Below are 26,111 nucleotides of genomic sequence, written 5' to 3'. Positions count from 1 at the left end.
CCGATCTTTTCTTGTCGTTGTCGTGGATGCCGCTCCCACCGCGGCAGTGATGCCCTTTGCGCACACGCCCGGGCCATCGTTGCGCTGCCCCCTACAGCAAGTCAGGCGGCTTGGCTTGCACTTTTTTCGGCGATTACAGATCGGGCAGCGTCTGGCTGGCAAAGCCCCAGCCGGCAAGGCCCTTGCCCTTGGCGCGCCGCAGCAGCGTTTCGGCATCGCGGATCGAGTAGGGATGCGCGCTGTCGAACTGGTCGAGCTCGCCCCATGCGATCGGCAGCGCGACCGGCGCCCCCGCCCGCGCCCGCGCCGAATAGGGGGCAACCGCCGTCGCCCCGCGCTGGTTGCGCAAGTAATCGATGAAGATCTTGCCCACGCGCTTCGCCTTGCTCATCGTGGCGATGAAGCGGTCGGGCTCGGCCATCGACAGCGCTTCGGCAAAGCGCCGCGCGAAGTCCTTGTGCGCCTCCCACGAATGGCCCGGCGTGAGCGGCACCACCACGTGCACGCCCTTTCCGCCTGACAGCATGGCAAAGCTGGCAAGCCCGATGTCGGCCAGCCGGTCGTGCAGGTGCCGTGCCGCGCGGCGGACCTCGTCCCAGCCGAGCCCCTCGTCGGGATCGAGGTCGAAGATCATCCGGTCCGGTGCCTCGACGTCATCCACCCGCGCGCCCCAGGTGTGGAACTCGATCGTGCCCATCTGCACGCAGGTCAGCAGCCCCTCCGCATCCTCGACGTAGATGTAGTCCTCGGCATGCCCATCCTTTTCGGCAATCGGCACCTGCCGCACGTGATCGCCGAAGCTGCCGCTGTCATGCTTCTGGAAAAAGCACTTCTTCCCGCGCCCTTGCGGACAGCGCACCAGGCTCACCGGACGGCGGCCCACGAACGGCAGCATCAGCGGCGCCATCTGGGCGTACCAGTCTGCCAGCATGCCCTTGGTTTCGCCGCTTTCGGGAAAGATCACCCGGTCGCGATTGCTGATCTTCACCTCGGCGCCCACGTCCCCCTCCTCGGGCGCTGCCTCCGCGCGCTCGGGCACGACTTGCGACGCGGGCTTGTCGCCCCGCAGCCCCACGAAACTCGCGTGGCGCACCGATCCCTCGGCGGTGAATTCGGCAAAGGCGATCTCGGCCACCAGCTCGGGCCTCATCCATGTCACCCCGCGCCGGTCTTCGCGCGGCACTTCGGCGGGGGCCGTCTCCACCACCAGCTTGCCCATTGCAGCGGCCAGTTCCTCCATCGCCCCGCCGCCGAACCCGGTGCCGACATTGCCCTTGTAAACCAGCTTCTTGCCCTCGTTCTGCGCCAGCAGCAGCGACGCAAACGGCCGCCCCCGCGCGCTCGACTTCTTCCAGCCGATGATCACGAACTCCTGCCGCAGGATGCACTTCACCTTCAGCCAGCTCTTGCTGCGCCGGTTCTGGTACGGCGCGTCGATCCGTTTGGAGATCACGCCCTCCTGCCCTGCGGCGCACATCGCCTTGAACAGCTTTTCGCCCGCGCCGATCACGTGGTCGGCCACGTGGATCGGCGGCTTGGCCTGCGCCAGCAGAGCGTGGAGCCGCTCCTTGCGCTCGATATTGGGCAGCGTGGCCAGATCCTCTCCATCCAGCTCGAGCAGGTCGAAGGCGTGGAACGATAGCGGCGTGGTCTCGTCCTGCGCGCCGTGGCCGCGCTTCAGCACTTTCTGCAGACTCGAAAAGTCGGGATTGCCCTTGTCGTCATAGGCGACGATCTCGCTGTCGATCAGCGCAGGCGGCAGCTCCAGTCTGGCAAGCTCGCGCACCAGCGGAGCGAACTTGTCGGTCCAATCGAGCCCGTTGCGGGTATAGACGCGCACCTCCATACCATCGGTCGCGACCAGCGCGCGGTAGCCGTCGAACTTGATCTCGTGCATCCAGCCGTTTCCGGCCGGCACGCTGTCCACCAGAGTGGCCAGCTGCGGCGAGCGAAAGGCGGGCAAGCCCTTGGCGCCCTGCGCCGCCCTGCCTGCCTTCTTGCGCGCAGGCGCAACTTTGGCATTGCGCTTGGCCGCCGCCTCCATCTCGGCGGCAAAGGCCTTGCCCTTCTTGCCTTTCAGCGAATGCTCGCCCTTCACGTCGCCCTCGATCTCGGCCATCGTCCGCCCGGTCAGTACCGAGGTCAACCCGCGCTCCACCAGCACGTCGCCCTTTTCGGCGAAGGCATCCTCCACCTTGCGCAGCAGCCAGTTTTCGCGGGTTTCCTTCCCCCTCGGCTTCAGCCGGAAGATGATCCACTCCCCCTTCATCCGCTCGCCCTCGAGCGTGAAGTGCAGATGCCCCTTGTCGAGATCCTTGGCCGACTTGCCCGCGATCGGCGCCCAGGTGCCCCGGTCCCACAGCATCACGGTGCCGCCGCCATATTCGCCCTTGGGGATCGTCCCCTCGAAGTCAGCATAGGACAGTGGATGGTCCTCGGTCCGCACCGCCAGCCGCTTGTCGTCCGGGTCAGGGCTCGGCCCGCGCGTTACCGCCCAGGACTTGAGCACGCCGTCGATTTCCAGCCGGAAATCCCAGTGCAGCCGCGTTGCATCGTGCTTCTGCACGATGAAGCGATTGCCGCCCTTCCCCGCCGCGCGCTTGCCCGCAGGCTCTGCCGTCTTCGCGAAATCGCGCTTGGCGTTATAGGCTTCGAGCGGATCGACCGGCTTCTTGGCCATGGCTCAGGCCTTCTTCCGCCGCGGCGGAACGCGCTTCTTCGGGGCCGCTTCCGCCGTGCCTTCCTTGCCGTCCTTCGCGCTTGAGCCCAGCGACTTCTTGAGCGCCGCCATCAGGTCGATCACATTGCCGCCGCGCGGCGCAGGTTCGGACACGTCCTCGAGGATCTTCCTGCCCCGCGCCTTGACCTTCTTCTCCACCAGCCGGTGCAGCGCATCGACGTAACGATCGTGGAATTCCTCGGGCTTGAACGGCGCGCTCTTCTTCTCGATCAGCGTGGTGGCCAGGTCGAGCAGGTCCTCGGATGGCGCATCTTCGGGGATCTCGGCAAAGAACCCGCGCGCTTTGTGCACCTCGTCGGCATAGCGCAGCACTTCCAGCACGATGCCCCGCCCGCACGGCTTCAGGCTCACCAGCTGCTCGCGCCCGCGCACCGACAATTGCCCCAGCGCCACCTTGCGCGCCGCGCGCAGCGCCTCGCGCAGCACGACATAGGCTTCCTCGGCAAGGTCGTCGGCCGGCACGACGTAAAAGGGCTTCTCGTACCACAGCGGCTCGATCTCGTCGGCATCGACGAACTGCACGAGCTCCAGCGTCTTGCGGCTTTCGATCTTGACCGCCTCGATCTCGTCGTCGTCGAGCAGCACGTATTCGCCCCGGCTCACTTCGTAGCCCTTGACGATCTCGTCGCGGTCGACCGGCCCGATCCCGGCCACCACCTTCTCGTAGTTGATCGGCTTGCCGCTTGGCTCGTGGATCTGGCTGAACGAGATCGCCGCGCCCGACCGTGTCGCCGAATAGACCTCGACCGGGATCGAGACGAGCGCCAGCCGGATCTGCCCCTGCCAATATGCCCTTGCCGCCATCTTACCCTCGCGCTTGTCCGTGCAAGGTTCTAGAATCCGGCTGGCCGTGCAGGTTCCCGGTGCAAAAATCGCCGGGCGGGCGCTGGGGCGCTGGACTTGGCCCGCCGCGATCGTCCATTGACCGCAGAATCATGTGGCAACTCTATCAGTTCCCCCTCTGCCCCTTCTCGCGCAAGGTCCGCCTGCTGCTGTCGGAAAAGGGCGTCGCCTACGATCTCATCCGCGAGAATCCGTGGGAGCAGCGCGACGAGTTCCAGAACCTCAATCCCGCGCTGCGCACACCGGTGATCCACAATCCCGAGCGTCAGATCACCATCGTCGACAGCCGCGCGATCTGCGAATATTTCGAGGAAACCATCGACAAGGCGCCGATGATCAACGGAACTGCGACCAATCGCGCGGAAATCCGTCGCCTGATCGCCTTGTTCGACGAAAACTTCTTCGCCGATGTCACCCACCCGCTGCTCGAAGAGCGGATGAAGAAGCGGCTTGTCTATCGTCAGTCGCCCGATTCGCGCCTGCTGCGCGAAGCGATGCGCATGGCGAACCTGCACCTCGACTACATCGACTACCTGATCGACCACCGCCCCTGGCTGGCCGGCGCGACGATGAGCCTCGCCGACCTTACCGCGGCGGCGCAGATTTCGGTGGCGGACTACCTCGGCGGCATCGACTGGTCGCAGCACGAACAGGCAAGAGGGTGGTACTCTGTGTTCAAGAGCCGCCCCAGCTTTCGACCGCTACTTTCCGAACGGATGGACGTGATCCACCCGCCCGCGCACTACGCCGACGTCAACGCCTGAATGGGCAGAGGGAAGAAGAAGCAGGGATTTGCCATCCTGCACCCTGGTGAACGTCTCCCGGCGAGAGGACGGAGCCGACCGCGCGCTCCCCTGGTTCCTCCCCGCTTTCGCCGACCGCGCCAATCGGGAGGGGGACCACCCGCAAAGCGGGTGGTGGAGGGGTAATGCTTCCCGCGCTCAGGCGGCGCGCGTCTTCGCCCCGAACCGCCCGTACTTGCGATAGCGGACCATCCAGCGGTCGAGGAACAGACCGAGCGGGCGCGCATCGACGCCAAGCTCCTCGAGCCCCGGCAGCGTCCCGCTGGCGACATTGCCCTGGGCGAGCAGCTTCCACTGATCACGGCTCAGCGGCGCGCCGGGCAGCCAGCCCGTCGCCGTGGCAATCGCCGACGACACGCCATCGGGCAGGTCGAGGAACAGGCGGTTGCGGCCTTCGGCCTTGGCGATCCGGCGGTTGAGATCGCCCATCGCGATCTGTTCGGGGCCGGCGACCTCGTAAGTCTTGCCCGCATGGGCCGCAGGCGCAGCGAGGATGTTGCCGACCGCTTCCGCCACGTCATCGACGAACACCGGCTGGAACTTTGCCGCAGGCCCGAACACCGGCAGCGCCGGGAATGCCGCGATCAGCCCCGCAAACATGTTGATGAACTTGTCGTCCTCGCCGAACATCACCGAGGGGCGCAGAATGGTTACGCCGGGGAAAGCTGCCTGCAGCGCTTCTTCGCCCTGCGCCTTGGTGCGGGCATAGGCGACGTCGCTGTCCGCATCCGCGCCGATGGCCGAGATGTGGACCAGCGCCTGGACGCCCTTGGCCGCGGCGATCTCGCCCAGCCGGCGCAGGCCCTTGCCCTGCACCGCATCGAGATTGCCGGCAAAGGCGCCGACGAGGTTGACCACCGAATCGACGCCGGTCAGCGCGACGTCGAGCGTGTGCGGCTTGGCCACGTCGACCGCGACCTGCTGGACCTGGCCGAGAATGCCGAGCGGCTTGACGCGGAACGCCCGCTCGGGATGGCGGCTGCAGATGCGCAGCCGCGCCCCGCGCGCCAGCAGTTCCTGTGCGAGGTGCGTGCCGAAGAAGCCGCTGCCGCCGATCAGCGCGACCAGCCGTCCTTCGAGATCCCGCGTCCTGCCCTTGCCCATATGCCTAGTTCCGCCCGCAATTGGTGTGAACGTGATGCCGTCGCCCCTAGCGGACTTCGGATATCCGCCACTGGTTCCGGTCGCCGCCTTTGGCACAGAGCGCCATGCCCGTTCAATGGCGAAGAAAAAGAGTCAGGTCCATCCGTCAAACCCTTGTTGACACCCCGCGAAGGCCGCTTTAGAGGCGCCCTCCTACCCGGCGAGACGGCGCTTTTGCCCCTCGCCTCCGTGCCCAGATGGCGGAATTGGTAGACGCACCGTCTTCAGGTGGCGGCGCTGGAAACGGCGTGGAGGTTCGAGTCCTCTTCTGGGCACCATTTCTCCTTCGGATATCGATCCGATTCCATGCGGGCCGATCATGGCGGCTACCTCGATCTCTCCAGAGAGCAACGCCTCCGCCCCCCCTGCAGCTGTCCCGCGGAAGCAACCGGCGTAAATTTCTCGCGGCGGTCCGCGATCATCGACCGGTTTGCAGCATGGTCTCCTGCTCGCCAGCCGTTTCCGCAGTGCCGAAGATGGTGGCGAGCGCTGCCGGGGCGGACGGGAAATAATGGTGCATGTAGCTCGCCCAGAGGGCGCCGTGCCGGAAGATCTGCTCCCCTTTCGCTCCCCCCTTGCCATACGCATGCTGCACCGGCGCGAGCGGCGTTTCGAGACGGGAGTAATGGAAGGTGTGGCCGCGCACCGTCCCGCCGGGAAGCTCGACGGATTGCAGCCCGAGCGCGGCCAGGCTGCGCTGCATGGTGGCTCGCCCCGGCATCAGCCCGAGCATCGCGGCGCTGCGCCCGGCTGCGTCCTCGAGGGCATCGACACAGTAGAGCATGCCGCCGCATTCGGCGAGAATGGGCTTCCCTGCGGCAAAGTGCGCGCCGATGGCCGCATGCATCGGCCGGTTGTCGGAAAGCGCCTGCAGGTGCAGTTCGGGATAGCCGCCCGGAAGCCATAGCGCGTCGCATCCGGGCAGGTCGCGGTCCGAAAGCGGCGAGAAGAAGGTAATCTGGGCGCCCATCGCGGCAAGGCACGCGAGGTTTGCGGGATAGACGAAGGCAAAGGCCGCGTCGCGGGCGACGGCGATGCGCCGTCCCGCGAGAAGCGGCGGCACGCCGGGCTCCGCCGCGTACCGGAAGGGCACGGGCTCGGGCAGCCACAGCGCCGCATCCCCAAGGGCGGCCGCGGCACGGTCGAGGCGCATGGCGAGGTCGCCCACTTCGTCCGCCTGGACCAGGCCCAGATGGCGTTCGGGGAGAGCAGCAGCCTCGTCGCGCGGCAGGAACCCCAGCCAGCGCATGTCTTCGGGCAAGCTCGCTTCGAGCATGGCGGCATGGCCGGCGCTGCCGACCCGGTTGGCGAGCGCCGCCACCACGCGTACATCGGTCCGATAGGTGGCGAGGCCGTGGGCGATCGCACCGAAGGTCTGCGCCATGGCGCTGCCGTCGATCACCGCCAGCACCGGCAGCCCGAACAGCGCTGCGAGGTCGGCTGCGGAAGGTTCGCCGTCGAACAGGCCCATCACCCCTTCGACGAGGATGACGTCCGCCGCGCCTGCCGCTTCGTGCAGCAGGCGGCGGCATTCGCCTTCCCCCACCATGAACAGGTCGAGCTGGTGAACCGGGGCGCCGCTGGCGGCCTCGAGGATCATCGGATCGAGGAAGTCCGGTCCGCACTTGAACACCCGAACGCGGCGCCCGGCCTGAACGTGGCGTCGTGCCAGTGCTGCGGTGACGGTGGTCTTCCCCTGCCCAGAGGCCGGCGCGGCGACCAGCAGGGCCGGGCACCGCGCCACGGTCACAGGTCGATCCCTTCCTGCGCGCGCACGCCATCCCGGAACGCGTGCTTGACGTCGCGGATGGCGCTGACCGTGTCGGCAGCCGCAATCAGCGCATCGTCGGCGGCGCGGCCGGTGACGACCACGTGCTGCATCGGGGGGCGCGCCTCGATCGCGGGAAGTATCTCGTCCAGACCGAGGTAACGATAGGTGACGAGATAGGTCAGTTCGTCGAGCACGACGAGGCTGATCCCCGGATCGCGCAACGCCGCGCAGGCCTTGTCCCACCCGGCGCGGGCGGCAGCGATGTCGCGGGTGCGGTCCTGGGTCTCCCAGGTAAAGCCTTCACCGCACTTTTCCCAGATCACGTCCGGATGCGACGCGAAGAACGCGCGTTCGCCGACGTTTTCCGCGCCCTTGATGAACTGGAACACCGCTGCCTTGCGGCCATAGCCCAAGGTCCGCGCAACCATGCCGAACGCGCTGGACGACTTGCCCTTGCCGTTGCCCGTCAGGACCAACAGCAGGCCCTTGTCTCGCTGGGCGGCGGCGATCCTCGCGTCGACCGCCGCCTTGTGTTTGCGCGCGCGTTCGCGGTGGGCCTCGTCGGTCGCGCTCATTGCTTCTCGCGCGCGAACAGCGTCGGACGCACGATCGCGACCAGCGTGCCTGTTGCTGCCGCGGTGCTGCTCCACAGCAACGTCGCGAACAGCGTCGGCGGAAAGTACCGGGCGAGGCGGGGCAGGAACCCGGCGATGGTGGGATCGGCGAATCGACCGCCAAGGAAGTAGAAGCCACCGCTGGAAAACAGCTCGGACACCAGCGTGGCGGCGCAGATCAGCGCCAGAAGCGCAGGAAGCGAGGCTGCCGTGGCGCCCAGCCGCTCCGCTCCGACACGACCCGCCAGCCACATCGTGCCATAGGCGGGAAGGAGCATGGCGTAGGCGGGCGTAAAGCAGAAGCTCGACTGCCCGAACCAGCCGATCACGGTGATGTCGATGGCGAAAGCGAGCAGCGCCAGTCCCGCGAAAAACACCGGTCGACGGACCATGAAGCCCAGTACGAAAAAGCTTGCGAGGCTCGTATCGGGCAGGTGGATCGCATTGCTCAGCGAATGCGTGCGGGTGGCGAGCATGACGAATGCGAGCGCGCCGAACAGCGCGAGGTCGATACGCGAATTGCGGACCATGAAAGGTCTCCTGATGACAGCCAAGGCAGGAAGGGCCGGAACATGCCGGCGCCATGGGCGGCGCGAGCCGGCGCGCAGCGCGCGCCGATGCCCGGACCGCGGACGGCAGGCGCAATCGGTCAGCGGGTGTTGGTCATCGCGGATCTCCCTTCGCCAAAAAACGCACCACGGTGTCGTCCGCGAAGGGTGTGCCTTCGTCCGCCCGGTACATCCCGCCCGCGCAGAGAAACGACTGCACCGGGCCGGTTTCCTGACTTCCGGATCTTCGCGCCCCCGCCGCCTTCTCGGGCCGAAGCCCAATGGCATGATGGCGAGGCGCTACCGGTTACAGTTGCGGGAGCAGTGCCGGATCGGGCGGCTTGCGACCGCCTCCCGGACTTCCCGATTAAGCCCTTGCGGGCACCCGTTGCAGTGCTTCGGATAGGCCAAGCGAAAGCCCGGCGCAAGCATTCGCACTTGCAGCAGCGTAGTCGCGGCGCTACCTGCAGCGCCGCGACAGGTTCCCCGAGAGGGGATCAAAAGGGAACGGAGTGAGAGACTCCGGCTGCCCCTGCAACTGTAAGCGGCGAGCCGACCGGCCATTCACGCCATTGGGACCCATCGTCCTGAGAAGGCGGCCGGACCGGCACTGACCCGCGAGCCAGGAGACCTGCCTGACGCGGTCGTTCTTCGTTCGGGCAGGGTGCACCGGACGTTCGAGGTTGCCGCCGGCACAGGCGGCCCAGCCCTCGCGCAACGACAGCCATCGCCTGCCGGGATGACCCGCGCAGGAAGCGATGCCGCGTTGCGCCCCTGCGGGCGCAAGGTCCTGGCGCGTGCTTCCTGCGCAGGTCGGAACGGCAGGTCCTTGCCGTTCGTACCGGAGGGAATCGCACCATGCGTCCTACCCATAGTTCTGTTCTTCGTTGTTCTTGCCGCAAGCCCTTCGTCCTCGGGCCCGCGGCCTGCCTGCTTGCGCTGATCGCTCCGCCAGCGCTCGCGGACGAGGCGCCCGACGGCGCGATCGTGGTCACCGCGTTGCGCAGCCCGGTTGCGCAGCGCGAGGTCTCCGCCACCGTAACCGTGCTCGACGAAGCCGCGATCCGCGCGCAGCAACCGATCGCGCTGACCGACCTGCTGCTGCGCACGCCCGGCATCAGCCTGTCGCGCAACGGCGGCTACGGGACGGCTACCTCGCTGCGCATCCGCGGCGCCGATGCCGCGCAGACCGTGATGGTCATCGACGGCGTGCGCATTGCCGATCCTTCGGCCACCGGTGGCGGATATTCGTTTTCGAACCTGCTGGTCGACGACATCGACCGGGTCGAGATCCTGCGGGGGCCGCAGTCGATCCTGTGGGGCAGCGATGCGATCGGCGGCGTGGTCAACGTGCTCACTCGTCGCGCGCAGGAGCCGCTCGAGGCGAGCATGGCGCTGGAGGCCGGTTCGCACGACACCGTGAGCGCCCAGGCCGGCATCGGCGGCACCGGCGCGTTGCTCGACTGGCGCGTATCGGGGTCCGCCTTCACCACCGATGGCATCTCGGCGCGCAGCAACGGGACCGAGCCCGATGGCTATCGGCGGGTTTCGGCAAGCGGCACGGCGCGCATGAAGCTCGCAGCCGACCTCTCGGTCGATCTGCGCGGCTACTGGGCCGATGCGCGCAACGACTTCGACGGCTTCGCGGGCGATTCAAGGGCCTACGGGCTGAGCCGCGAATGGACCGGCTATGCCGGCGTCAACCTTGCCCTGTTCGACGGCAAGCTGGCCAATCGGTTCGCCGTGCTCCAGACCGAGACCGACCGCGAGAATTACGACCCGGCACGCTCCGTCCGCCCGCTCAATTTCGATGCGCATGGAAGGATTCGTCGGTTCGAGTACCAGGGAACGCTCGCGCTTTCGAGCCTCGTGCAAGCGGTCTTCGGGGCCGAACGCGAGGAGCAGCGGATGACCAGCGCCTCGCCCGGCGACAACACCAAGCCCTACGCTCTCGTACCGCAAGGCGCGGACACCGATAGCCTCTACGGCGAGGTGCGCGTCAAGCCCTTCACCGGGCTCGCCCTCAACGGCGGCGTCCGCTACGATCACCAGTCGCGCTTCGGCGGCAACACCGTGTTCAGTGCGGGCGCCGCCTATACCCCCAACCGGGGCGCGACGGTGCTGCGCGCAGGATACGACGAAGGGTTCAAGGCGCCCTCGCTCTACCAGCTGTTCAGCATCTACGGTTCGGCATCACTCCAGCCCGAAGGGGCCCGCGGCTGGTCGGTCAGCGCCGAGCAGGCGCTGGGCGAGACGATCCGAGCCACCGCGACCTGGTTCGAGCGGGACAGCGACAACCTGATCGACTTCGCCTTTTGCCCGACGAGCGGGCCCGTGCCTGCCGCCTGCACCATTCCCGGCACCACAACCAGCCGCTTCGGATATTACGCCAATGTCCGCAAGACGCGGGCAAGAGGGCTGGAGCTCGGCGCCGAAGTGCGCGCGGGCGCGCTCTTCGCCACCGGCAACTACAGTTGGATCGCAGCCGAGGATCGCGCGCGCGACAGCGCCGACTTCGGTCGCCAGCTCGCCCGCGTGCCGCGCCACCTCGCCAACCTCGAAGGTGGTGTGGACCTGCCCCAAGGCCTGCGCGCCAGCGTCGCTGCGCGCTATTCGGGCAGTTCCTTCGACCGCGCCGGCAGCCCCGGCGTCCTTGCCTCGTACTGGCTCGTCGATCTGCGCGGCCAATGGCGCGTCGCGCAGACCCTGACCTTCCAGGCCCGGGTCGAAAACCTTGCCGACAAGCGCTACGAGACTGCCGGCGGCTACGGCGCGTTGGGCCGAACGGTCTATTTCGGTCTGCGGAGCCGCTTCTGATGCTGCGCGCGGTAGAAACGGGGCCGTCGGTGGTGGTCTGCTCGACCTGCCGCGTGTCGGCCGAAGCCCGCGAAGATGGCGACGGTGTTCGTGGCGGCGCCCTGCTCGCCAAGGCCCTGCGCGAGGTCCAGCACGAGGACCCGAGCCTGGCGGTCGTGGCGGTGCAGGACATGCCATGCCTGTTCGCCTGCCAGCGCCATTGCGTGATCCACCTGCGCGCGCTTGGTCGGATCGGCTACGTTCTCGGCGGGTTCGCCCCAAGCGCAGACGATGCGCGCGCGATCCTCGACTACGCGGTGCTCCATGCCCGGAGCGCCGACGGGGTCGTGCCCTACGGCGAATGGCCCGAGGGGGTGAAGGGGCACTTCATCGCCCGCACGCCGCCCGAAGGCTTCGTCTGCGCATGATCCGGTTCGACGACGCGGAGGCGTTCGCAGCGGCCCTCGCGGCGCTGCCCGCCCCCGATGCCGGCTCGATCGCGCTCGCGCACGAACGACAGGCACTGCTCACCAAGCCGGCCGGTGCGCTCGGCCGGCTCGAGGAAATCGCGGCTTTCATGGCCGGCTGGCAAGGCCATCCGAGGCCGGTGCTCGAACGGGTCAAGGCGGTGGTCTTCGCGGGCAACCACGGCGTCGCGCGGCACGGGGTCAGCGCCTTCCCTCCCGAGGTAACGGCACAGATGGTAGCGAACTTCCGTTCCGGCGGCGCGGCGATCAACCAGTTCGTCCGCACCGCGGGCGCATCGCTCGAGGTCGTCGCGCTCGACCTCGAGCGGCCGACCGCAGACATCGCGCAGGGCCCGGCGATGTCGTCTGCCGAATGCCTCGCCGCGATCAACGCCGGAGCGGCGACGGTCGCGTCCGATCTCCATCTGCTGCTGGTGGGGGAAATGGGCATCGGCAACACCACCCCTGCCGCAGCGCTGTGCGTGCAGGCGCTGGGCGGCAGCGCGCGCGACTGGTGCGGCCGGGGCAGCGGTCTCGACGACGAGGGCGTCGCGCGGAAGATCGCCATCGTCGAGACCGCGCTGGCGACGCACCGGGTGCGATGCACGTCTCCGTTCGAAACCCTGCGCCACCTGGGTGGACGCGAGCTGGCAGCAATGGCGGGCGCGATCCTCGCCGCACGCATGCTGCGCATCCCGGTGATGCTCGACGGCTTCATCTGCTGCGCCAGCATCGCCCCCCTCGTCGCCGTGCGCGCAAACTTCCTCGCCCACTGCCTCGCCGGACATTGCTCGGCCGAGCAGGCCCACGCGCGGCTGCTCGAGCGGTTCGGCGTGGAACCCCTGCTGCGGCTCGACATGCGCCTGGGGGAAGCGTCGGGTGCGGCGGTGGCGGTTCCGATCGTGCGCGCCGCGCTTGCCGCGCACGATGGCATGGCGACGTTCGCCGAGGCCGCGGTGGCGCAGGTGCCATGAACGGCAGGACCATCCACCTCCTGCGCCATGGCCCGCCGCGTCGCGCAGGGCTGCTGCTCGGCCATCGCGACGAGCCCGCCGCAGACCCGGCAGGGGGCCTCGGCGGCGCGGTGCCTGCAGGCCTCGCGATGTCCTGCATCGTCAGCTCGGACTTGCAGCGCGCGCGCACAGGCGCGCAGACGCTCGCCCAGCAGCGTGGCCTCGCCTTGACGATCGATTCGCGCTGGCGCGAACTCGACTTTGGCGATTGGGACGGCCTTGCGCCCGAGAACCTGCCGGCCGAAGCGCTGTCCCGGTTCTGGAACGATCCCGAAGCGTGCCCCCCGCCCCGCGGCGAGCGATGGTCGGCCTTGTGCGCGCGGGTCGCCGCAGCGCTTTGCGATCTTCCCGATGACGCGCTGGTGGTCACCCACGGCGGCGCGATGCGCGCGGCAGTCGCAGCGGTCACGGGCCTCGATTTCCGGCAGGTCTGGGCCTTCGACCTGCCTTATGCCGCGCTGCTTGGGCTGCGCATATGGCCGGCAGCCGAAGCCGGGGCGCCGCCATCGGGCCAGATCGTCCGCCTGCATTCGGGCGCGATGCGATGACCGCGCTGATCGTCGCCTTGCAATTCCTCACGCGCCTGCCCCTGCCGACCGTCACCGCCTCGCAGGCAGACTTCGGCAAGGCGATCCGCTGGTTCCCGCTCGCGGGCGCGGCGGTTGGGCTGGCCGTGGCCGGAGCCGGGTCGCTCGGCGCGATGCGCGATCCCGCGCTCGGCGCGCTGCTCGCGCTCGCGGCTTGGGTGGGCATGACGGGCGGTCTTCACCTCGACGGGCTGGGCGACATCGTCGACGCGGCCGGCGCCGCCCATCGCGACCCGGCGCGCCAGCGCGCGGTGCTTGCCGATCCGCACCTGGGCGCGTTCGGAGCGATCGCCATTGCGCTGCAGCTGCTCGCCAAGCTCGTGCTGCTCGCGCTGATCCTTGCCTCCTGCACAACGGCAAGGGAGGTGCTGGCGCTGGCGCTGGTCCCGGTGCTGGGCCGGATCGGCCCGCTGGTCTGGGTGCGCGTGCTGCCCCCGCTGCACGAAGGACTGGGCACCCTGTTCGCGCAGCGCGCCGGAGCCGCAGTGCTGGTGGCATGGCTCGTCGGCTGGAGCCTCGCCGCCTGGCTACTCGCGCCGGTCCTGCTCGCCGCCCTGCCCGCGCTGCTGCTCTGGCCGCTGTGGTTGCGTGCGCGAATCGGTGGACTTTCGGGAGACGGCCACGGTGCCGGGATCGAGCTGGTCGAGACTGCGGCGCTGCTGGCCCTGGTGCTGACGCCGTGACCGCCGACTTCGTGCATCACGGAGGACGCCTCGGCGCAGCCTGCGCGCGCTTCGGCGGCGAACCTTCCGCCTGGCTCGACCTCTCGACCGGCATCAATCCGCTGCCCTGGCGGGCGCCCGGCGACCTCTCGATCGATTGGCACCGCCTGCCCGAACCGGCGGAGCTCGAAGCTCTCGAAACCGTGGCGGCGCGCCATTTCGGCTGCGACCGCGCGCATTGCGTCGCGGTGGCGGGCAGCGAATCGGCGCTGCGCCTGATCGGCCGGATCCTGGAGTTGCCGGGGCTCTACCGCCCGCCCTGCTACGGCACCTATCGGACCGCCTTCGCCCGGGCAGAGCCGTGCCTGTCGCTCGATGCCCTGCCCGGCCGCGCCACCGCGCTGGTCCTCGGCCACCCGAACAACCCGGATGGCGAAGCACTCGGGACAGACCGGCTGCACGCCGTGCTCGCGCATCAGGAACGGCACGGCGGCTGGCTGATCCTGGACGAAGCCTTCGCCGATTGCGACCCGCGCGCCAGCCTCGCCCCTCTCGTCGACGCCGAGCGCCGGCTCATCGTGCTGCGCTCGTTTGGCAAGTTCTTCGGCCTTGCCGGGTTGCGGCTCGGCTTCGTCGTCGCCCCGCCGCTGCTCGCCGCCGCGCTGCGCGCGCTGCTCGGCGACTGGCCGGTCCATTCCGCCGCGATCCGGCTAGGGCGGGCCGCCTACGCCGATCGTGCCTGGATCGAGCAGGCGCAGCGCCAGCTCGCCGCCTCGGCCGCGCGCCTCGATGCGATGCTGGCGCGCCGTGGATTTCCCACCCGCGGCTCCTGTCCGCTGTTCCGCCTGATCGTGACGCCGCAGGCGCCCGCCCTGTTCGACCGGCTGGCACGCCGGCGCATCCTGACGCGACCCTTTGCCGACCGGCCCGACCTGCTGCGGATCGGGCTCCCGGCGAACCGCGCGGCGCGCGACCGGCTGGAGCGCGCGCTTGGCTGAGCCGGTCGCCCTTCCCGCGCTGGTGCTCGATGCGGCGTTCGGCTGGCCGCGGGCGCTTTATGCGCGGATCGGCCACCCGGTCGGCATGTTCGCGCGGATCATCGCGATCTGTGATGCGCGCTGGAACCAGCGCACCTCGCCTGACGCAGCGCGAAGGGCAGGCGGCGTTGCCACGGTGGTCGTGCTTGTCGGCACCGCGGTCGGGGCGAGCCTCGGCCTTGCGCAGCTGGCCGGTACGGTCGCCGGCAGCCGCTCGTGGATCGTGCTGTCGCTGCTGGCCTGGCCGGCGCTCGCGCAACGCAGCCTCGACCAGCACGTCGCACCGGTCATCGACCACTTGCGCGAGGGCAGGCTCGACGAGGCGCGGCAGGCCGTAGGCCTGATCGTCGGCCGCGACACCCTGTCGCTCGACGAGGCAGGGGTCGCGCGGGCAGGGATCGAAAGCCTTGCCGAAAGCTTCTGCGACGGCGTTGTCGCTCCGCTGTTCTGGCTGATGGTGGCGGGCCTGCCGGGTATCTGGACGCTGAAGGCGGTCAACACGGCCGACAGCCTGATCGGGCACAAGGACGCGCCATATCGCGACTTCGGTTGGGCCGCGGCGCGGCTCGACGATGCGATGAACTTCGTCCCCGCGCGGCTGTCGGCGCTGCTGATCTGCCTCGCCGGCCTAGGTGGCTGGCGCATCTGCCTCGCTCACGCCCACCGCCACGCTTCGCCCAACGCCGGCTGGCCCGAAGCGGCGATGGCAGGCGTCCTGGGCGTTCGCCTGGCAGGTCCGGCAAGCTATGACGGCGTTGTCGCCGACAAGCCCTGGATCGGGCAAGGCGGAGAAGCCGACGGTCGGGCAATGACGCGCGCGCGCCGGGTCTATCACCGCGCCTGCCTGCTCGGCTGGCTGATCGCAGGGGGAGTGGCATGGCAGGGCTGATGCTTCAGGGAACGGGATCGGACGTCGGCAAGTCGGTGCTGGTAGCAGGGCTGTGCCGCGCCTCCGCCAATCGCGGGCTGAAGGTGCTGCCGTTCAAGCCGCAGAACATGTCGAACAATGCCGCCGTCACGGCCGACGGAGGCGAGATCGGGCGCGCGCAGGCGTTGCAGGCGCTCGCTGCGCGCGCCGAACTACACACCGACATGAACCCGGTGCTGCTCAAGCCCGAGGCGGACCACACCTCGCAGCTCGTCGTCCACGGCAAGGTGCGCGGGCGGCTCGGCGCATCCGGCTTTCGCGAAGGGCGGCGAAGCCTGCTGCCCGAAGTCCTCGAAAGCTGGAGCCGGCTCGAGGCGCGCTGCGATCTCGTCGTGATCGAAGGCGCCGGATCACCGGCCGAGATCAACCTGCGGGCCGGGGACATCGCCAACATGGGATTCGCCCGCGCGGCGCAGGTCCCGGTCGTGCTGGTCGGCGACATCGACCGCGGCGGGGTGATCGCCTCGCTGGTGGGTACGCGAGCCGTGCTCGATCCGGCCGATGCGGCGATGATCCGCGGCTTCATCGTCAACAAGTTCCGGGGCGACCGCGCGCTCTTCGCCGATGGCTATGCCGCGATCGAGCAATTGTCGGGTTGGCCGGGCCTGGGGGTCGTGCCATGGCTGCCCTGCATCGCCAGCCTGCCGAGCGAGGACGCTGTGGTCCTTGAGCGCGATAGACGCCGCGACGCCGCGCGGCGGCTGGTCGCCTGCCCGATGTTGCCGCGCATCGCCAACTTCGACGATCTCGACCCGCTGCGCAGCGAGCCCGAAGTCGAACTGGTGATGGTCCCCCCGGGGCAGCAGATTCCGCTCGCCGCGGATCTCGTCGTCCTGCCGGGGACGAAGGCCACCGCCGCCGACCTCGCCTTCGTGCGCGAACAGGGCTGGGACATCGACATTCTCCATCACCATCGCCGCGGCGGCATGGTGCTGGGCATTTGCGGCGGATACCAGATGCTCGGGCGCGAGCTGGCCGACCCGCTCGGAATCGAAGGCGCGCCCGGCGGCTGCGCCGGCCTCGGGCTGCTCGATGTCCGCACCGAGCTCGGGCCGCGCAAGGCGCTGCGCCGCGTCTCGGGCATAGCGCTCGGCGCTCGGTTCGACGGGTACGAGATGCACATGGGCACAACCGCAGGGCCGGACTGCGCCCGCCCGTTCGCGCAGCTCGACGACCGCGGCGCGGAAGGCGCCGTCAGCGCCGACGGCCGGGTCATCGGGACATATTGCCACGGATTGCTGGGTGGCCCCGCGCTGCGCGCCCGACTGCTGCAGCGCATTGCCGCACGCAGCGACGGGCACGACCACGCCCGCCTGGTCGACGCCGCGCTCGACCAGCTTGCCGACGCGCTCGAAAAGCATCTCGACCTCGAGCGGATGATCGCGCTTGCCCGGGGGCGGGCATGACGCGCACGCTGTTCGTGCTGGGCGGCGCGCGCTCGGGCAAGAGCGCCTATGCGCAAGCGCGCTGCGAGGCGCTGGGCCGGCGGCTCGTCTACATCGCGACGGCAGAGGCCGGGGACGACGAAATGGCCGAACGCATCGCGCGCCATCGCGCCGACCGTGGCGAATGCTGGTCGACGCTCGAGGCGCCGCTCGACCTGCCGGGCGCCATCGCGCACGCTGCCCTGCGGGCCGATGCAGTGCTGGTCGACTGCCTGACGCTGTGGCTGTCCAACCTGATGCTGGGCGGCCACGATCCCGCGCCCGCCCGCACTGCGTTGGCGCTCTCGATCGAGAAATTGCAGGTCCCGCTGGTCCTCATCGCCAACGAGGTCGGCCTCGGAATCGTGCCCGACAATGCGCTCGCCCGGCGCTTCCGCGACGAAGCAGGCCGCCTCAACCAGCATGTCGCGGCAGTGGCGGCAGAGGTGGTGCTGATGGTTGCCGGGCTGCCGGTCCAGGTAAAGGGCTGACTGTCCAGCCCGGTGCGCGGCGCCCGCCCGTCGAAGCACCCCGCGCTTGACGGGCGGGTGCGACTTGTCCAGTTGCGCCCGATACTTGGCCTCAAATGGGAGCATGCACCTTGCGGACCAGCCTGATCGTGGCACCCGTCCTGTCGCTCGCACTCGCGGCCGCGCCCGCATGCGCGCAGGACCATGGCGCGATGGACCAACACGCGATGGAACATGGCGCCATGGACCACGCCGCCATGGGCCACGATGTGCCCGACCACGCGGCGATGAACCATGGCGACATGGCGGGCATGGTCGGCGCGCTCGGGGCCTACACAATGATGCGCGACAGCTCGGGCACCGCCTGGCAGCCCGATTCGGCGCCGATGCAGGCGATCATGGGTCGCGTCGGCGGCTGGTCGACCATGGTCCACGGCAATGCCACGCTGGTGCAGGACTGGCAGGGCGGCCCGCGCGGCGACGACAAGGCCTTTGTCTCCTCGATGCTGATGGGCATGGCGCAACGTCCGCTCGGCGGTGGCACGCTCACCTTGCGCGCGATGGGCAGCCTCGATCCGCTGATGGGCAAGCGCGGCTACCCGCTGCTGCTGGCAACCGGGGAGACCGCCGACGGGCGCACCGAGCTGGTCGATCGCCAGCATCCGCACGATGCCTTCATGGAACTCGCCGCGACCTACAGCCACCCGCTCGGCAACGGCGTCTCGGGCTTCGTCTATTTCGGCCTGCCGGGCGAACCTGCGCTCGGCCCGACGACGTTCATGCACCGGTTTTCGGGGATGGCGAACCCCGAGGCGCCGGTGTCGCATCACTGGCTCGATTCGACCCACGTTACCTTCGGGGTCGCCACCGCGGGCATCGTCGCGGGCAAGGTGAAGCTCGAAGGCTCGCTGTTCACCGGGCGTGAGCCCGACGAGAACCGCTGGGACATCGAGCGCCCGCGGTTCGACAGCTGGTCGGCGCGCGTCAGCTGGAACCCCACCGCCAATCTCGCGCTGCAGGTGAGCCACGGCTTGCTCAAGAGCCCTGAAGCGCTTCACCCGGACGAGGACGTGCACCGCACCACCGCCTCGGCCACCTGGAACCTGCCGCTGGGGCCGCGCCGCAACCTCCAGACCACCTTCGCCTGGGGCCGCAACGCGCCAACCGGCGGCGAGGACCACCACGGGCATCCGACCAACGCCTTCCTGCTCGAGAGCGCGCTCCAGCTCGGTCGCTGGACCCTGTTCGGTCGGGGCGAGAACGGCGACAAGGGCGAACTGTTCGCCAGCGGTCCGCTCGAAGGCCGCGTGTTCAACGTCTCCAAGCTCAGCCTCGGCGGCTACCACGCGCTGCCGATCGGCAAGGTCTCGCTCGACTTCGGCGGTCTCATCAGCGCGATCGGCCTGCCGGCCGCGCTCAAGCCCGCCTATGGCGGCGAGCCGATCAGCGGCATGATCTTCACCCGCCTGCGCGTGACCGGCTGAACGCCCTGCCGCCGCCGCGGCGCCGGGTGGCGGTCAGGCAGCTTCGGCGATCCGATAGCCGAAGCCGCGCACGTTCTCGATCTGCGCGCCGCAGCCGTCGAGCTTGCGGCGCAGCCGGCTGATGTAGACCTCGACGATGTTGGTCAGCGGATCGTCGTCCAGCGTCCACACCGAGCGCAGGATCTCGTGGCGCGAGAAGACCTTGCCCGGCGAAAGCACCAGCAGCGTGAGCAGGTCGAGTTCCTTGGCGGTCAGCGTGAACGGCTGGCCGTCGACCGTTGCCTGCTTGCGGGCGTGGTCGATCGTGAGCGTGCCGAACGAAACCGGCCCGGTCGCCGCCGCCAGCGGGTTGCCGCTGCCGGCGTCCTGGGGCTGGGCGCGGCGCAGCACCGCCTCGATCCGGGCGAGCAGCTCCTCGAACGCGAAGGGCTTGACGATGTAGTCGTCGGCGCCGGCGCGCAGGCCCGCGACCCGGTCCTTTACCTCGTCGAGCGCGGTGACCATGATCACCGGGACCACGATGCCGCGCTCGCGCAGCGTTTCGGCGACGTCGAACCCGCTCATGTCCGGCAGCATCAGGTCGAGCAGGACGAAATCGAAGCGGGTTTCCGCGGCGAGCGCGAGCGCCTGGCGGCCGGTCGCGGCATGGCTAACGCGATAGCCCTCGCTTTCCAGCCCGCGCGACAACGTCTCCGCGAGCTTCAGTTCGTCCTCGACGATCAGCAGACGCATTACTTTTGCCCTTCCCTAGCTAGAACCGCAGACGCTTCGGGCCCGACCCCGAAGACCGCCCCACGCCGGGCCTCGCGCGAAGTCGAGAGCCGGGGGTCGTCTTGCGGGGCCGCCGGGTCCGCGCACGGCAACCGCAGGGTGACCTCGGCGCCGACGCAGGCCCGCGACGCGATGGCGATCGATCCGTCGTGCGCTTCCATGATCGTGGCAGCGATTGTCAAGCCCAGGCCGTGGCCATCCTCGGTCCGGCGGCGCGGCCACTGGCTGCGATCGAGCAGCCCGGCCAGCCGTTCGGGCGCGATGCCCTCGCCACAGTCGGCAATGCGCACGCAGGCAAAGCCGTCCTCGCGCCAGAGGGTCGCGCAGATGCACAGTTCATCGCCCCCGTGCGTGACCGCGTTGTCGAGCACGATCCGCACGACCTGCTGGATGCGCAGCGGATCGACCCGCACCGGCAAGGGCTCGACCGAAGGCGAAGCGGTGATCGAGCCTCCGTCCGCCTCGATCACCGGGCGGAACTCATCGAACGTTTCGCCGACGATATCGGCAAGGTCGACCGCCTTGCGTTCGTAGGACAGCACCGGCGCATCGGCGCGCGCCAGCCGCAGCATGTCCTCGATCAGCCGGCCGAGCGTCCCGGCCGTGCGGGTAATGCGCTCAAGGCTCGCCTGGAGCATCGGAACCGTTGGCGCCGGCTCGCGCAGGGCCACCTCGGCGTCCGCGCGCAGCACCGCGACCGGCGTGCGCAGCTCGTGCCCGGCGGTGGCGATGAAGCCGCGGCGGCGATCGTCGAGTTCGCGCAGCGATTGGTTGGCGGCCATGAGTTCCGCGGTGCGGGCCCGCACTTCGTCTTCGAGCCGCCGGTTGACCTGCACCAGCCGGGCCTGCGAGCGGCCGACTTGCGCCGCCATCGCATTGAACGAGCGGTTGAGAGCGCGAAATTCGCGCGGCCCCTCGTCGGGCAGGTCGATGCCGTAATCCTCGCGTGAGATGCGTCGGGTCGAACTGAGCAGCCTCTGCAGCGGCGTGACGATGTTGGCCCCTGCCCACAGCGCGATCGCGATGCTGCCGATCACCAGCACCATCGAAATCGCGAAGAAGGCGTGCTGGGTGCGCTGGAGCGCGGCCACGGCGCGTTGCTGCGCGCCCCGCACCTCGGATTCCTCGCTGGCGATGCCGAGCCGCAGCTGGCGCCACCAGGCGTCGTCGAAGCGGCCGGTCAACGCTTGCGCCTTCATCGCCCGCAGGCGGTCGGTCCCGGCCTTCTGGCCGTCTTCCTCGCGCTGCATCTGCGCGGCACGATCGGCGCTGAACCGGCCTTTGGCGATGACCGCCATCTCGGCCGCGGTCGCTTGGTCGATCTGCGCGATCTGTGCCTCGAGCGTGTCGAGCACCGCCTGGCGCGAGGCAGCGTCGCGAACCTTACCGCTGCGCACTTGCGCCACCACCTCTTCCGAAGTCGTTCCCATCGCCAGGTATTGCCGCAGCGCGGCCGTGGCGTATCCGGCGCGCTCGTTCTCCTCGCGCACGGTGATCAGCGAGTATTCGGCGTAGAGGCCCGGGATCACCACCAGCGCGCCGATCAGCAGCGCGATCGCGGACATCCGCGCCGGCAGGCTGAACGAACTCAGCAGCGCTCTCAGGTTCGGCATGCAACGCCTCGCATGGCGCCATTGTCGCATGCTGCGCAGCAACTGTGAAGAGTACGGCCACGCGACGTCCCACAGCGGGTCACGCGTGCCGCAGAGGTGCCGGCAGGGATCGCCACCAAGGGTGATCGCGCCGCTTGCCAGCCGCTGCCGCTGCGGCGATATTGCCGCGTCGCCAACGCTCCCGGAGCATTCGATGTCGCACCAGCATCACTGCCTTGCCAATGACCGGGCCGACACCGCGACCCAGTTCCTCCAGCATCCGGACAATCCCATGATCCACGCAAAGACCATCGTACTCGCGCTCGCCGCCGTCAGCGCGCTTGCCGGCGGCGCCGCCTCGGTCGCCGCCCTGACGCCCCAGCAGGCGATCGACATGCGCCACGCCAACTTCGAGAAGATGGGCAAGGCGATGAAGGCGATAGGCGGCGAGCTCAAGTCGGGCGCGCCGAACAAGGGCTTGCTTCTTGCCAACGCGAAGATCATCGCCGCCGCGGCGCCGCAGGTGACCAAGCTGTTCCCCGCCGGCACCGGGCCGTCGTCGGGCCTCAAGACCGACGCGCTGCCCGCGATCTGGACCGACCGCGCCACCTTCGACGCGCTCGGCGGTCGCCTCGTGGGCGAAGCCAACAAGCTGGTCGGCGTCGCCGGTTCGGGCGATGCCGCCGCGGTCGGCGCGCAGATGAAGGCGCTCGGCGGGGTCTGCGGCGAATGCCACCGCAAGTTCCGCAAGGAAGACTGACCCGAGCGATGGCCAGCACCACTTCCGGGTCGGACGCAACGACCATGCCTGCGGTTCCGCTGTGGGACCTTCCGACCCGGGTGTTCCACTGGGCGCTCGTCGGTCTCGTCGCCTTCTCGTGGTGGAGCGGCGAGAACCACGACATGGATCGCCATCGCCTGTCGGGCTACACGATCCTCGCGCTGCTCGTGTTCCGCGTGTTCTGGGGCCTGTTCGGGAGCCGCACCGCACGGTTCTCGCAGTTCCTCAAGGGCCCCGGCGCGGTGCTGGCCTACGCCCGCGGCCTCACAGGACGGCGGCACGCGCCTGCCTTCGGCCACAACCCGATGGGCGGGTGGAGCGTTGCCGCGCTGCTTCTCGCACTGTTCGCGATGGTCGGCGCCGGCCTTTTCGCGGTCGACGTCGATGGGCTCGAATCCGGCCCGCTGTCGGACTACGTCAGCTTCGAGGCCGGACGCCAGGCGGCCGAGATCCACGAGGCGGCGTTCAACGTGCTGCTCGCGCTGGTCGCGCTGCACGTCCTCGCCATCCTTTACTACCGCTTCGTGCTGGGGACCAACCTGCTGACCGCGATGATCACCGGAAAGACCCGTCCGGCCGCGGGCGCGCAAGTCGAACCGGTGCGGGCAAGTCCGGTCGCGCTGGTCGTCGGCATCGCCCTTGCAGGCGCCGTCGCCTGGGCGATCTCGACCGGCCTGCGCTTCTGAGCCCGATCTCGGGGCAGCGCCGGCGCGTGCGTCAGCAATGAAGCTCATCGGCGTGCTCGGCGGCACGAGCTGGCCCTCGACGATGCTCCCTTACCGCCTCCTAAACGAAGAGGTCGAGCGGCGCTGCGGAGCGCATCACTCGGCGCGGATCGCGCTCTACAGCATCGACTACCACGCGATCCGCACCGCCTATTCGCACGACTGGAGCGTGATTCCGGGCCTGCTGCGGCGCGAGATCGAGACGTTGCTGGCGTTCGGGCCCGATTGCTGGATGATCGCGAACAACACGCTGCACAAGATCTACGACACGATCGCGCCCGACTTCACGCACGCGCCGCCGATGGCCCACGCCATCCGCCTCGTGCGCGACGACCTCGTCGCCCGCGGGGCCAGGCGGGTGCTGCTGCTCGGCACGCGCTTCACCATGGAGGACGGCTACTATGCCGATCCGCTGCGTGCCGCAGGGCTAGAGGTCGAGGTCCCGGTGGAAGCCGACCGCGCCACGATCGGCGCGATCCAGACGCGGCTCGCCAATGGCGAGAACGACCCCGCCTTCACTGCCTGGTTCGCGACGCTCATCGCCGACCACGCCGCACGAGGGTGCGAGGCGGTGATCCTCGGCTGCACCGAACTGCCGCTTGCGATCAGGGCCGCAAGCTCCGCGCTGCCGCTGGTCGATCCGCTCGTCCTGCAGTGCCGCGCCTGCGTCGACCTGGCGCTCGCCGGCTAGCCGAGGGCGAGGCGGATGCCGCTGAACGCCCAGCGCGCGGCGGGGGGAAAGAAGTTGCGATAGGTCGTCCGGGCATGGCCCTGCGGCGTCGCCAGCGACCCGCCACGCAGCACCATCTGGTTGATCATGAACTTGCCGTTGTATTCGCCCACCGCCCCCGCCGGCGCGACGAATCCGGGATAGCCGAGATAGGCCGAACCGGTCCACTGCCAGGCGGTGTCGCAGCATTGGTCGAGCGCCACGGTCTGCGCCGCGACCTCCCATTCGGCCTCGGTCGGGAGCCGCGCCCCGGCCCAGCGGGCATAGGCGTCGGCCTCGTAATAGCTGACATGAAGCACCGGCGCCTGCGGATCGATGGGAACGAGTCCACCCAGCGTGAAGCAGCGCCAATCCTCGCCATCGCCGTCGCGCTCCCAATAGAGCGGCGCCTGCCAGCCCTCGCGCCGGGCCTGGTCCCAACCGTCGGAGAGCCACAGCTCGGCGCGCGCATAGCCGCCATCGGCGATGAACGCGCGGTATTCACCGGCGGTAACCAACCGGCTCGCGAGCGCGAACGGTTCAAGCCAGACGCGATGGCGCGGCTGCTCGTTGTCGAAGCAGAACGCGCTTCGACCCCGGTCTGCGCTCCCGTCCGAGCCGGCGTGACCGATCTCGTAATGGCCGCCCGGCACCGCGCGCCATTGCGCCGGTCCTGCCGCTTGCCCGCCCTCGCCCTCGGCGCGGTAGGCCGGACGCAGCGGATTGCGCGAAAGCACGTGCTTGATGTCCATCAGGATCAGCTCCTGATGCTGCTGCTCATGCTGGCAGCCGAGTTCGAGCAGCGCCGCCCAGCCTGCCGCCGGCGTCCCCGCGACCAGGTCCGCGATCGCTGCGTCGACATGGACGCGATAGGCGAGCACCTCGCTGAGCGAAGGGCGGGTCAGCAGTCCCCGCTCGGCCCGCGGGTGGCGCGCCCCGACGCCGACGTAGTACGAATTGAACAGCACCGCATAAGCGGGATCGAACGCGCGATAGCGCGGCAACAGCGGCAGCAGCAGGAAGGTCTCGAAGAACCAGGTGGTGTGGGCAAGGTGCCACTTCGCCGGGCTGACGTCGGGCATCGACTGGACCTGGCAATCCTCGGCAGAGAGGTCCGCGACGAGCGCCACGGTCGTGTCGCGCACGCGGCGGTAGCGCGCCAGCGCATCCCCGGTCTGCAGGGCGTCCGCATCTCCGGCCCGCGCACGCTCGGGCGCCGTGCTCACGGTTGCAGGACCTCGTCCGCCGCCGCCCAGACATGCAGCCCGAACAGGTCCTGCGGATCGGTCCAGGCGGCAAGCGGCTCCCAGCCCGATGCCCGCGCCAGCAAGCGCGCCTCGGCCGGGGTGTACTTGTAGCTGTTTTCGGTGTGGATCGTCTCGCCCGCGCGCATCGTGAAATGGCGGCCGGCCACCGCGAAGGCGACATCGCGCGTCGCGACGAGGTGCATCTCGATACGGCCATAGCCGTCGTGCCACACCGCGCGATGCTCGAACGCCTCGACCGGAACCGTCCCGCCGAGCTCGCGGTTGATGCGGTGCAGCAGGTTGAGGTTGAACGCCGCCGTCACCCCTTGCGCATCGTCGTAGGCTGCCTCGAGCAGATGCGGGTTCTTGCGCGTGTCTATCCCGATCACCAGCCGCGCGTCCTTGCCCAGCGTCGCGCGGAACGAGCGCAGCAGGTCGACTGCGGCGCGATGGTCGAAGTTGCCGATGGTCGAGCCCGAGAAGAACCCGGTGAGCGGCCCGGGCAGCGCCGGCAGCGCGAGCGGGCGGGTGAAGTCGCCCGCGACCTCGACCACCTCGAGCGCCGGCCGTGCGGCGGCAAGCGCGCGCGCCGCATGGCGCAGGAACTCGGCCGAAATGTCGATCGCGACAAACGTGCGCGCCTCGGTCGCGTCGAGCAGCAGCGGCGTCTTGGTCACCGAGCCCGCGCCGAATTCGACCACCGTGCGCCCGCGCCCGGCGAGCCGCGCCAGATCGTCGCCATGCCGCTCGAGCAGCGCGAGTTCGGTGCGGGTGGGATAATATTCGGGCAGTCGGGTAATGTCCTCGAACAGTTCTGACCCGCGCAAGTCGTAGAAGTAGCGCGCCGGGATCGTCTTGCGCGGCTGGCAAAGTCCCTGCACCACGTCGCGGGCAAAGTTCGGGTCGATCTTGGCGAGAGTCTCGGTCATGACGGCGGTCCTTCGAAGCTTCGACAG

General features: G+C 69.3%; 24 protein-coding genes, 1 tRNA gene and 2 riboswitches. Of the genes, 15 read left to right on the top strand and 10 right to left on the bottom strand.

Annotation, left to right across the window (positions count from 1 at the left end):
* Positions 1-133: 133 nt before the first annotated feature.
* Positions 134-2,680 (bottom strand): DNA ligase D, encoded by a 2,547-nt coding sequence (gene ligD, locus K3A85_RS06280; protein ID WP_225205622.1) that lies wholly within the window; start codon positions 2,678-2,680, stop codon positions 134-136.
* Positions 2,681-2,683: 3 nt separating this feature from the next.
* Positions 2,684-3,544 (bottom strand): non-homologous end joining protein Ku, encoded by an 861-nt coding sequence (gene ku, locus K3A85_RS06275; RefSeq protein WP_225205621.1) that lies wholly within the window; start codon positions 3,542-3,544, stop codon positions 2,684-2,686.
* Between the two features lie 131 nt (positions 3,545-3,675).
* Here ku and K3A85_RS06270 point away from each other — a divergent pair, with 131 nt between their 5' ends.
* Positions 3,676-4,347, top strand: a complete 672-nt coding sequence (locus K3A85_RS06270; protein WP_225205620.1) for a glutathione S-transferase family protein — start codon at positions 3,676-3,678, stop codon at positions 4,345-4,347.
* Between the two features lie 177 nt (positions 4,348-4,524).
* Here the strand turns inward: K3A85_RS06270 and K3A85_RS06265 are convergent, their stop codons facing one another.
* A complete protein-coding gene (locus tag K3A85_RS06265; protein WP_225205619.1) occupies positions 4,525-5,490 on the bottom strand; it encodes a complex I NDUFA9 subunit family protein in 966 nt (321 codons plus the stop codon).
* Positions 5,491-5,720: 230 nt separating this feature from the next.
* Between K3A85_RS06265 and K3A85_RS06260 the strand changes: the two genes are divergently transcribed.
* A tRNA-Leu gene (locus tag K3A85_RS06260) sits at positions 5,721-5,807 on the top strand.
* 140 nt (positions 5,808-5,947) lie between these two features.
* On the opposite strand, the gene K3A85_RS06255 is transcribed toward K3A85_RS06260, so the two are convergent.
* The 3 genes from K3A85_RS06255 to K3A85_RS06245 are packed head-to-tail and all read right to left on the bottom strand — an operon-like array spanning position 5,948 to position 8,444.
* Positions 5,948-7,279: a cobyrinate a,c-diamide synthase gene (locus K3A85_RS06255; protein ID WP_225205618.1), complete on the bottom strand. Its 1,332-nt coding sequence runs from the start codon at positions 7,277-7,279 to the stop codon at positions 5,948-5,950.
* Positions 7,276-7,875 carry a cob(I)yrinic acid a,c-diamide adenosyltransferase gene (gene cobO, locus K3A85_RS06250; RefSeq protein WP_225205617.1) on the bottom strand — a complete coding sequence of 200 codons (600 nt, stop codon included), beginning with the start codon at positions 7,873-7,875 and terminating at the stop codon, positions 7,276-7,278. Before cobO ends, K3A85_RS06255 begins: the two co-directional genes overlap by 4 nt.
* Complete coding sequence (locus K3A85_RS06245; RefSeq protein ID WP_225205616.1) at positions 7,872-8,444, bottom strand: hypothetical protein; 573 nt, start codon at positions 8,442-8,444, stop codon at positions 7,872-7,874. Before K3A85_RS06245 ends, cobO begins: the two co-directional genes overlap by 4 nt.
* Before the next feature lie 223 nt (positions 8,445-8,667).
* Positions 8,668-8,866: riboswitch (cobalamin riboswitch) on the bottom strand.
* A gap of 58 nt (positions 8,867-8,924) precedes the next feature.
* A riboswitch (cobalamin riboswitch) is annotated at positions 8,925-9,115 on the top strand.
* Positions 9,116-9,320: 205 nt separating this feature from the next.
* Here K3A85_RS06245 and K3A85_RS06240 point away from each other — a divergent pair.
* From K3A85_RS06240 to K3A85_RS06195, 10 genes are all read left to right on the top strand, one after another.
* Positions 9,321-11,279 (top strand): TonB-dependent receptor plug domain-containing protein, encoded by a 1,959-nt coding sequence (locus tag K3A85_RS06240; RefSeq protein WP_225205615.1) that lies wholly within the window; start codon positions 9,321-9,323, stop codon positions 11,277-11,279.
* Entirely contained in the window at positions 11,279-11,686 is a 408-nt protein-coding gene (locus K3A85_RS06235; RefSeq protein WP_225205614.1) for a DUF1636 domain-containing protein, read from the top strand. Before K3A85_RS06240 ends, K3A85_RS06235 begins: the two co-directional genes overlap by 1 nt.
* A complete protein-coding gene (cobT, locus tag K3A85_RS06230) occupies positions 11,683-12,699 on the top strand; it encodes a nicotinate-nucleotide--dimethylbenzimidazole phosphoribosyltransferase (protein WP_225205613.1) in 1,017 nt (338 codons plus the stop codon). The genes K3A85_RS06235 and cobT overlap by 4 nt, the downstream gene beginning before the upstream one ends.
* The gene (locus K3A85_RS06225) at positions 12,696-13,286 is read left to right on the top strand and encodes a histidine phosphatase family protein (protein WP_225205612.1); all 591 of its coding nucleotides are present in this window, start codon (positions 12,696-12,698) and stop codon (positions 13,284-13,286) included. The genes cobT and K3A85_RS06225 overlap by 4 nt, the downstream gene beginning before the upstream one ends.
* The gene (locus K3A85_RS06220; RefSeq protein WP_225205611.1) at positions 13,283-14,008 is read left to right on the top strand and encodes an adenosylcobinamide-GDP ribazoletransferase; all 726 of its coding nucleotides are present in this window, start codon (positions 13,283-13,285) and stop codon (positions 14,006-14,008) included. The genes K3A85_RS06225 and K3A85_RS06220 overlap by 4 nt, the downstream gene beginning before the upstream one ends.
* Entirely contained in the window at positions 14,005-14,985 is a 981-nt protein-coding gene (gene cobD / locus K3A85_RS06215) for a threonine-phosphate decarboxylase CobD (RefSeq protein WP_225205610.1), read from the top strand. The genes K3A85_RS06220 and cobD overlap by 4 nt, the downstream gene beginning before the upstream one ends.
* The gene (gene cbiB, locus K3A85_RS06210) at positions 14,978-15,913 is read left to right on the top strand and encodes an adenosylcobinamide-phosphate synthase CbiB (protein ID WP_225205609.1); all 936 of its coding nucleotides are present in this window, start codon (positions 14,978-14,980) and stop codon (positions 15,911-15,913) included. The genes cobD and cbiB overlap by 8 nt, the downstream gene beginning before the upstream one ends.
* Positions 15,901-17,358, top strand: a complete 1,458-nt coding sequence (locus K3A85_RS06205; protein WP_225205608.1) for a cobyric acid synthase — start codon at positions 15,901-15,903, stop codon at positions 17,356-17,358. Before cbiB ends, K3A85_RS06205 begins: the two co-directional genes overlap by 13 nt.
* On the top strand, positions 17,355-17,867 hold the full coding sequence (gene cobU, locus K3A85_RS06200; protein ID WP_225205607.1) for a bifunctional adenosylcobinamide kinase/adenosylcobinamide-phosphate guanylyltransferase: 513 nt from the start codon (positions 17,355-17,357) through the stop codon (positions 17,865-17,867). The genes K3A85_RS06205 and cobU overlap by 4 nt, the downstream gene beginning before the upstream one ends.
* 191 nt (positions 17,868-18,058) lie before the next feature.
* The gene (locus tag K3A85_RS06195; protein ID WP_225205606.1) at positions 18,059-19,330 is read left to right on the top strand and encodes a hypothetical protein; all 1,272 of its coding nucleotides are present in this window, start codon (positions 18,059-18,061) and stop codon (positions 19,328-19,330) included.
* A gap of 33 nt (positions 19,331-19,363) precedes the next feature.
* Here K3A85_RS06195 and K3A85_RS06190 read toward each other — a convergent pair whose 3' ends face one another.
* The gene (locus K3A85_RS06190; protein WP_225205605.1) at positions 19,364-20,062 is read right to left on the bottom strand and encodes a response regulator transcription factor; all 699 of its coding nucleotides are present in this window, start codon (positions 20,060-20,062) and stop codon (positions 19,364-19,366) included.
* Positions 20,062-21,714 carry a sensor histidine kinase gene (locus K3A85_RS06185; RefSeq protein ID WP_225205604.1) on the bottom strand — a complete coding sequence of 551 codons (1,653 nt, stop codon included), beginning with the start codon at positions 21,712-21,714 and terminating at the stop codon, positions 20,062-20,064. Before K3A85_RS06185 ends, K3A85_RS06190 begins: the two co-directional genes overlap by 1 nt.
* A gap of 193 nt (positions 21,715-21,907) precedes the next feature.
* On the opposite strand from K3A85_RS06185, the gene K3A85_RS06180 reads away from it, so the two are divergent.
* Genes K3A85_RS06180 through K3A85_RS06170 form a run of 3 tightly spaced genes read left to right on the top strand, consistent with a single transcriptional unit; the run spans position 21,908 to position 23,890 of the window.
* Complete coding sequence (locus K3A85_RS06180) at positions 21,908-22,453, top strand: c-type cytochrome (RefSeq protein WP_225205603.1); 546 nt, start codon at positions 21,908-21,910, stop codon at positions 22,451-22,453.
* A gap of 8 nt (positions 22,454-22,461) precedes the next feature.
* The gene (locus K3A85_RS06175) at positions 22,462-23,160 is read left to right on the top strand and encodes a cytochrome b/b6 domain-containing protein (protein WP_225205602.1); all 699 of its coding nucleotides are present in this window, start codon (positions 22,462-22,464) and stop codon (positions 23,158-23,160) included.
* A 37-nt stretch (positions 23,161-23,197) separates the two neighbouring features.
* Positions 23,198-23,890 (top strand): aspartate/glutamate racemase family protein, encoded by a 693-nt coding sequence (locus tag K3A85_RS06170; RefSeq protein ID WP_225205601.1) that lies wholly within the window; start codon positions 23,198-23,200, stop codon positions 23,888-23,890.
* Here the strand turns inward: K3A85_RS06170 and egtB are convergent.
* Together egtB and egtD are read right to left on the bottom strand one after the other, a co-directional pair.
* The gene (gene egtB / locus K3A85_RS06165; protein ID WP_225205600.1) at positions 23,887-25,134 is read right to left on the bottom strand and encodes an ergothioneine biosynthesis protein EgtB; all 1,248 of its coding nucleotides are present in this window, start codon (positions 25,132-25,134) and stop codon (positions 23,887-23,889) included. The two genes, K3A85_RS06170 and egtB, sit on opposite strands and share 4 nt — an antisense overlap.
* Entirely contained in the window at positions 25,131-26,084 is a 954-nt protein-coding gene (gene egtD, locus K3A85_RS06160; protein ID WP_225205599.1) for an L-histidine N(alpha)-methyltransferase, read from the bottom strand. The genes egtB and egtD overlap by 4 nt, the downstream gene beginning before the upstream one ends.
* Positions 26,085-26,111 lie beyond the last annotated feature (27 nt).

Origin of the sequence: Novosphingobium huizhouense (assembly GCF_020179475.1) — a bacterium.
GTDB classification, from domain to species: domain Bacteria; phylum Pseudomonadota; class Alphaproteobacteria; order Sphingomonadales; family Sphingomonadaceae; genus Novosphingobium; species Novosphingobium huizhouense.
Note: the sequence above shows the minus strand (reverse complement) of the source record. Positions and strands in the feature narration are given on the sequence as shown.

Coding starts and splice junctions, on each gene's coding strand:
- cobU (WP_225205607.1), top strand. CDS start 17,355: ATGACGCGCACGCTGTTCGTGCTGGGCGGCGCGCGCTCGGGCAAGAGC.
- K3A85_RS06195 (WP_225205606.1), top strand. CDS start 18,059: ATGGACCAACACGCGATGGAACATGGCGCCATGGACCACGCCGCCATG.
- ligD (WP_225205622.1), bottom strand. CDS start 2,680: ATGGCCAAGAAGCCGGTCGATCCGCTCGAAGCCTATAACGCCAAGCGC.
- K3A85_RS06170 (WP_225205601.1), top strand. CDS start 23,198: ATGAAGCTCATCGGCGTGCTCGGCGGCACGAGCTGGCCCTCGACGATG.
- K3A85_RS06185 (WP_225205604.1), bottom strand. CDS start 21,714: ATGCCGAACCTGAGAGCGCTGCTGAGTTCGTTCAGCCTGCCGGCGCGG.
- K3A85_RS06245 (WP_225205616.1), bottom strand. CDS start 8,444: ATGGTCCGCAATTCGCGTATCGACCTCGCGCTGTTCGGCGCGCTCGCA.
- cobT (WP_225205613.1), top strand. CDS start 11,683: ATGATCCGGTTCGACGACGCGGAGGCGTTCGCAGCGGCCCTCGCGGCG.
- K3A85_RS06240 (WP_225205615.1), top strand. CDS start 9,321: ATGCGTCCTACCCATAGTTCTGTTCTTCGTTGTTCTTGCCGCAAGCCC.
- K3A85_RS06180 (WP_225205603.1), top strand. CDS start 21,908: ATGTCGCACCAGCATCACTGCCTTGCCAATGACCGGGCCGACACCGCG.
- K3A85_RS06235 (WP_225205614.1), top strand. CDS start 11,279: ATGCTGCGCGCGGTAGAAACGGGGCCGTCGGTGGTGGTCTGCTCGACC.
- K3A85_RS06220 (WP_225205611.1), top strand. CDS start 13,283: ATGACCGCGCTGATCGTCGCCTTGCAATTCCTCACGCGCCTGCCCCTG.
- egtD (WP_225205599.1), bottom strand. CDS start 26,084: ATGACCGAGACTCTCGCCAAGATCGACCCGAACTTTGCCCGCGACGTG.
- K3A85_RS06265 (WP_225205619.1), bottom strand. CDS start 5,490: ATGGGCAAGGGCAGGACGCGGGATCTCGAAGGACGGCTGGTCGCGCTG.
- K3A85_RS06225 (WP_225205612.1), top strand. CDS start 12,696: ATGAACGGCAGGACCATCCACCTCCTGCGCCATGGCCCGCCGCGTCGC.
- K3A85_RS06270 (WP_225205620.1), top strand. CDS start 3,676: ATGTGGCAACTCTATCAGTTCCCCCTCTGCCCCTTCTCGCGCAAGGTC.
- cobO (WP_225205617.1), bottom strand. CDS start 7,875: ATGAGCGCGACCGACGAGGCCCACCGCGAACGCGCGCGCAAACACAAG.
- ku (WP_225205621.1), bottom strand. CDS start 3,544: ATGGCGGCAAGGGCATATTGGCAGGGGCAGATCCGGCTGGCGCTCGTC.
- K3A85_RS06205 (WP_225205608.1), top strand. CDS start 15,901: ATGGCAGGGCTGATGCTTCAGGGAACGGGATCGGACGTCGGCAAGTCG.
- K3A85_RS06175 (WP_225205602.1), top strand. CDS start 22,462: ATGGCCAGCACCACTTCCGGGTCGGACGCAACGACCATGCCTGCGGTT.
- K3A85_RS06190 (WP_225205605.1), bottom strand. CDS start 20,062: ATGCGTCTGCTGATCGTCGAGGACGAACTGAAGCTCGCGGAGACGTTG.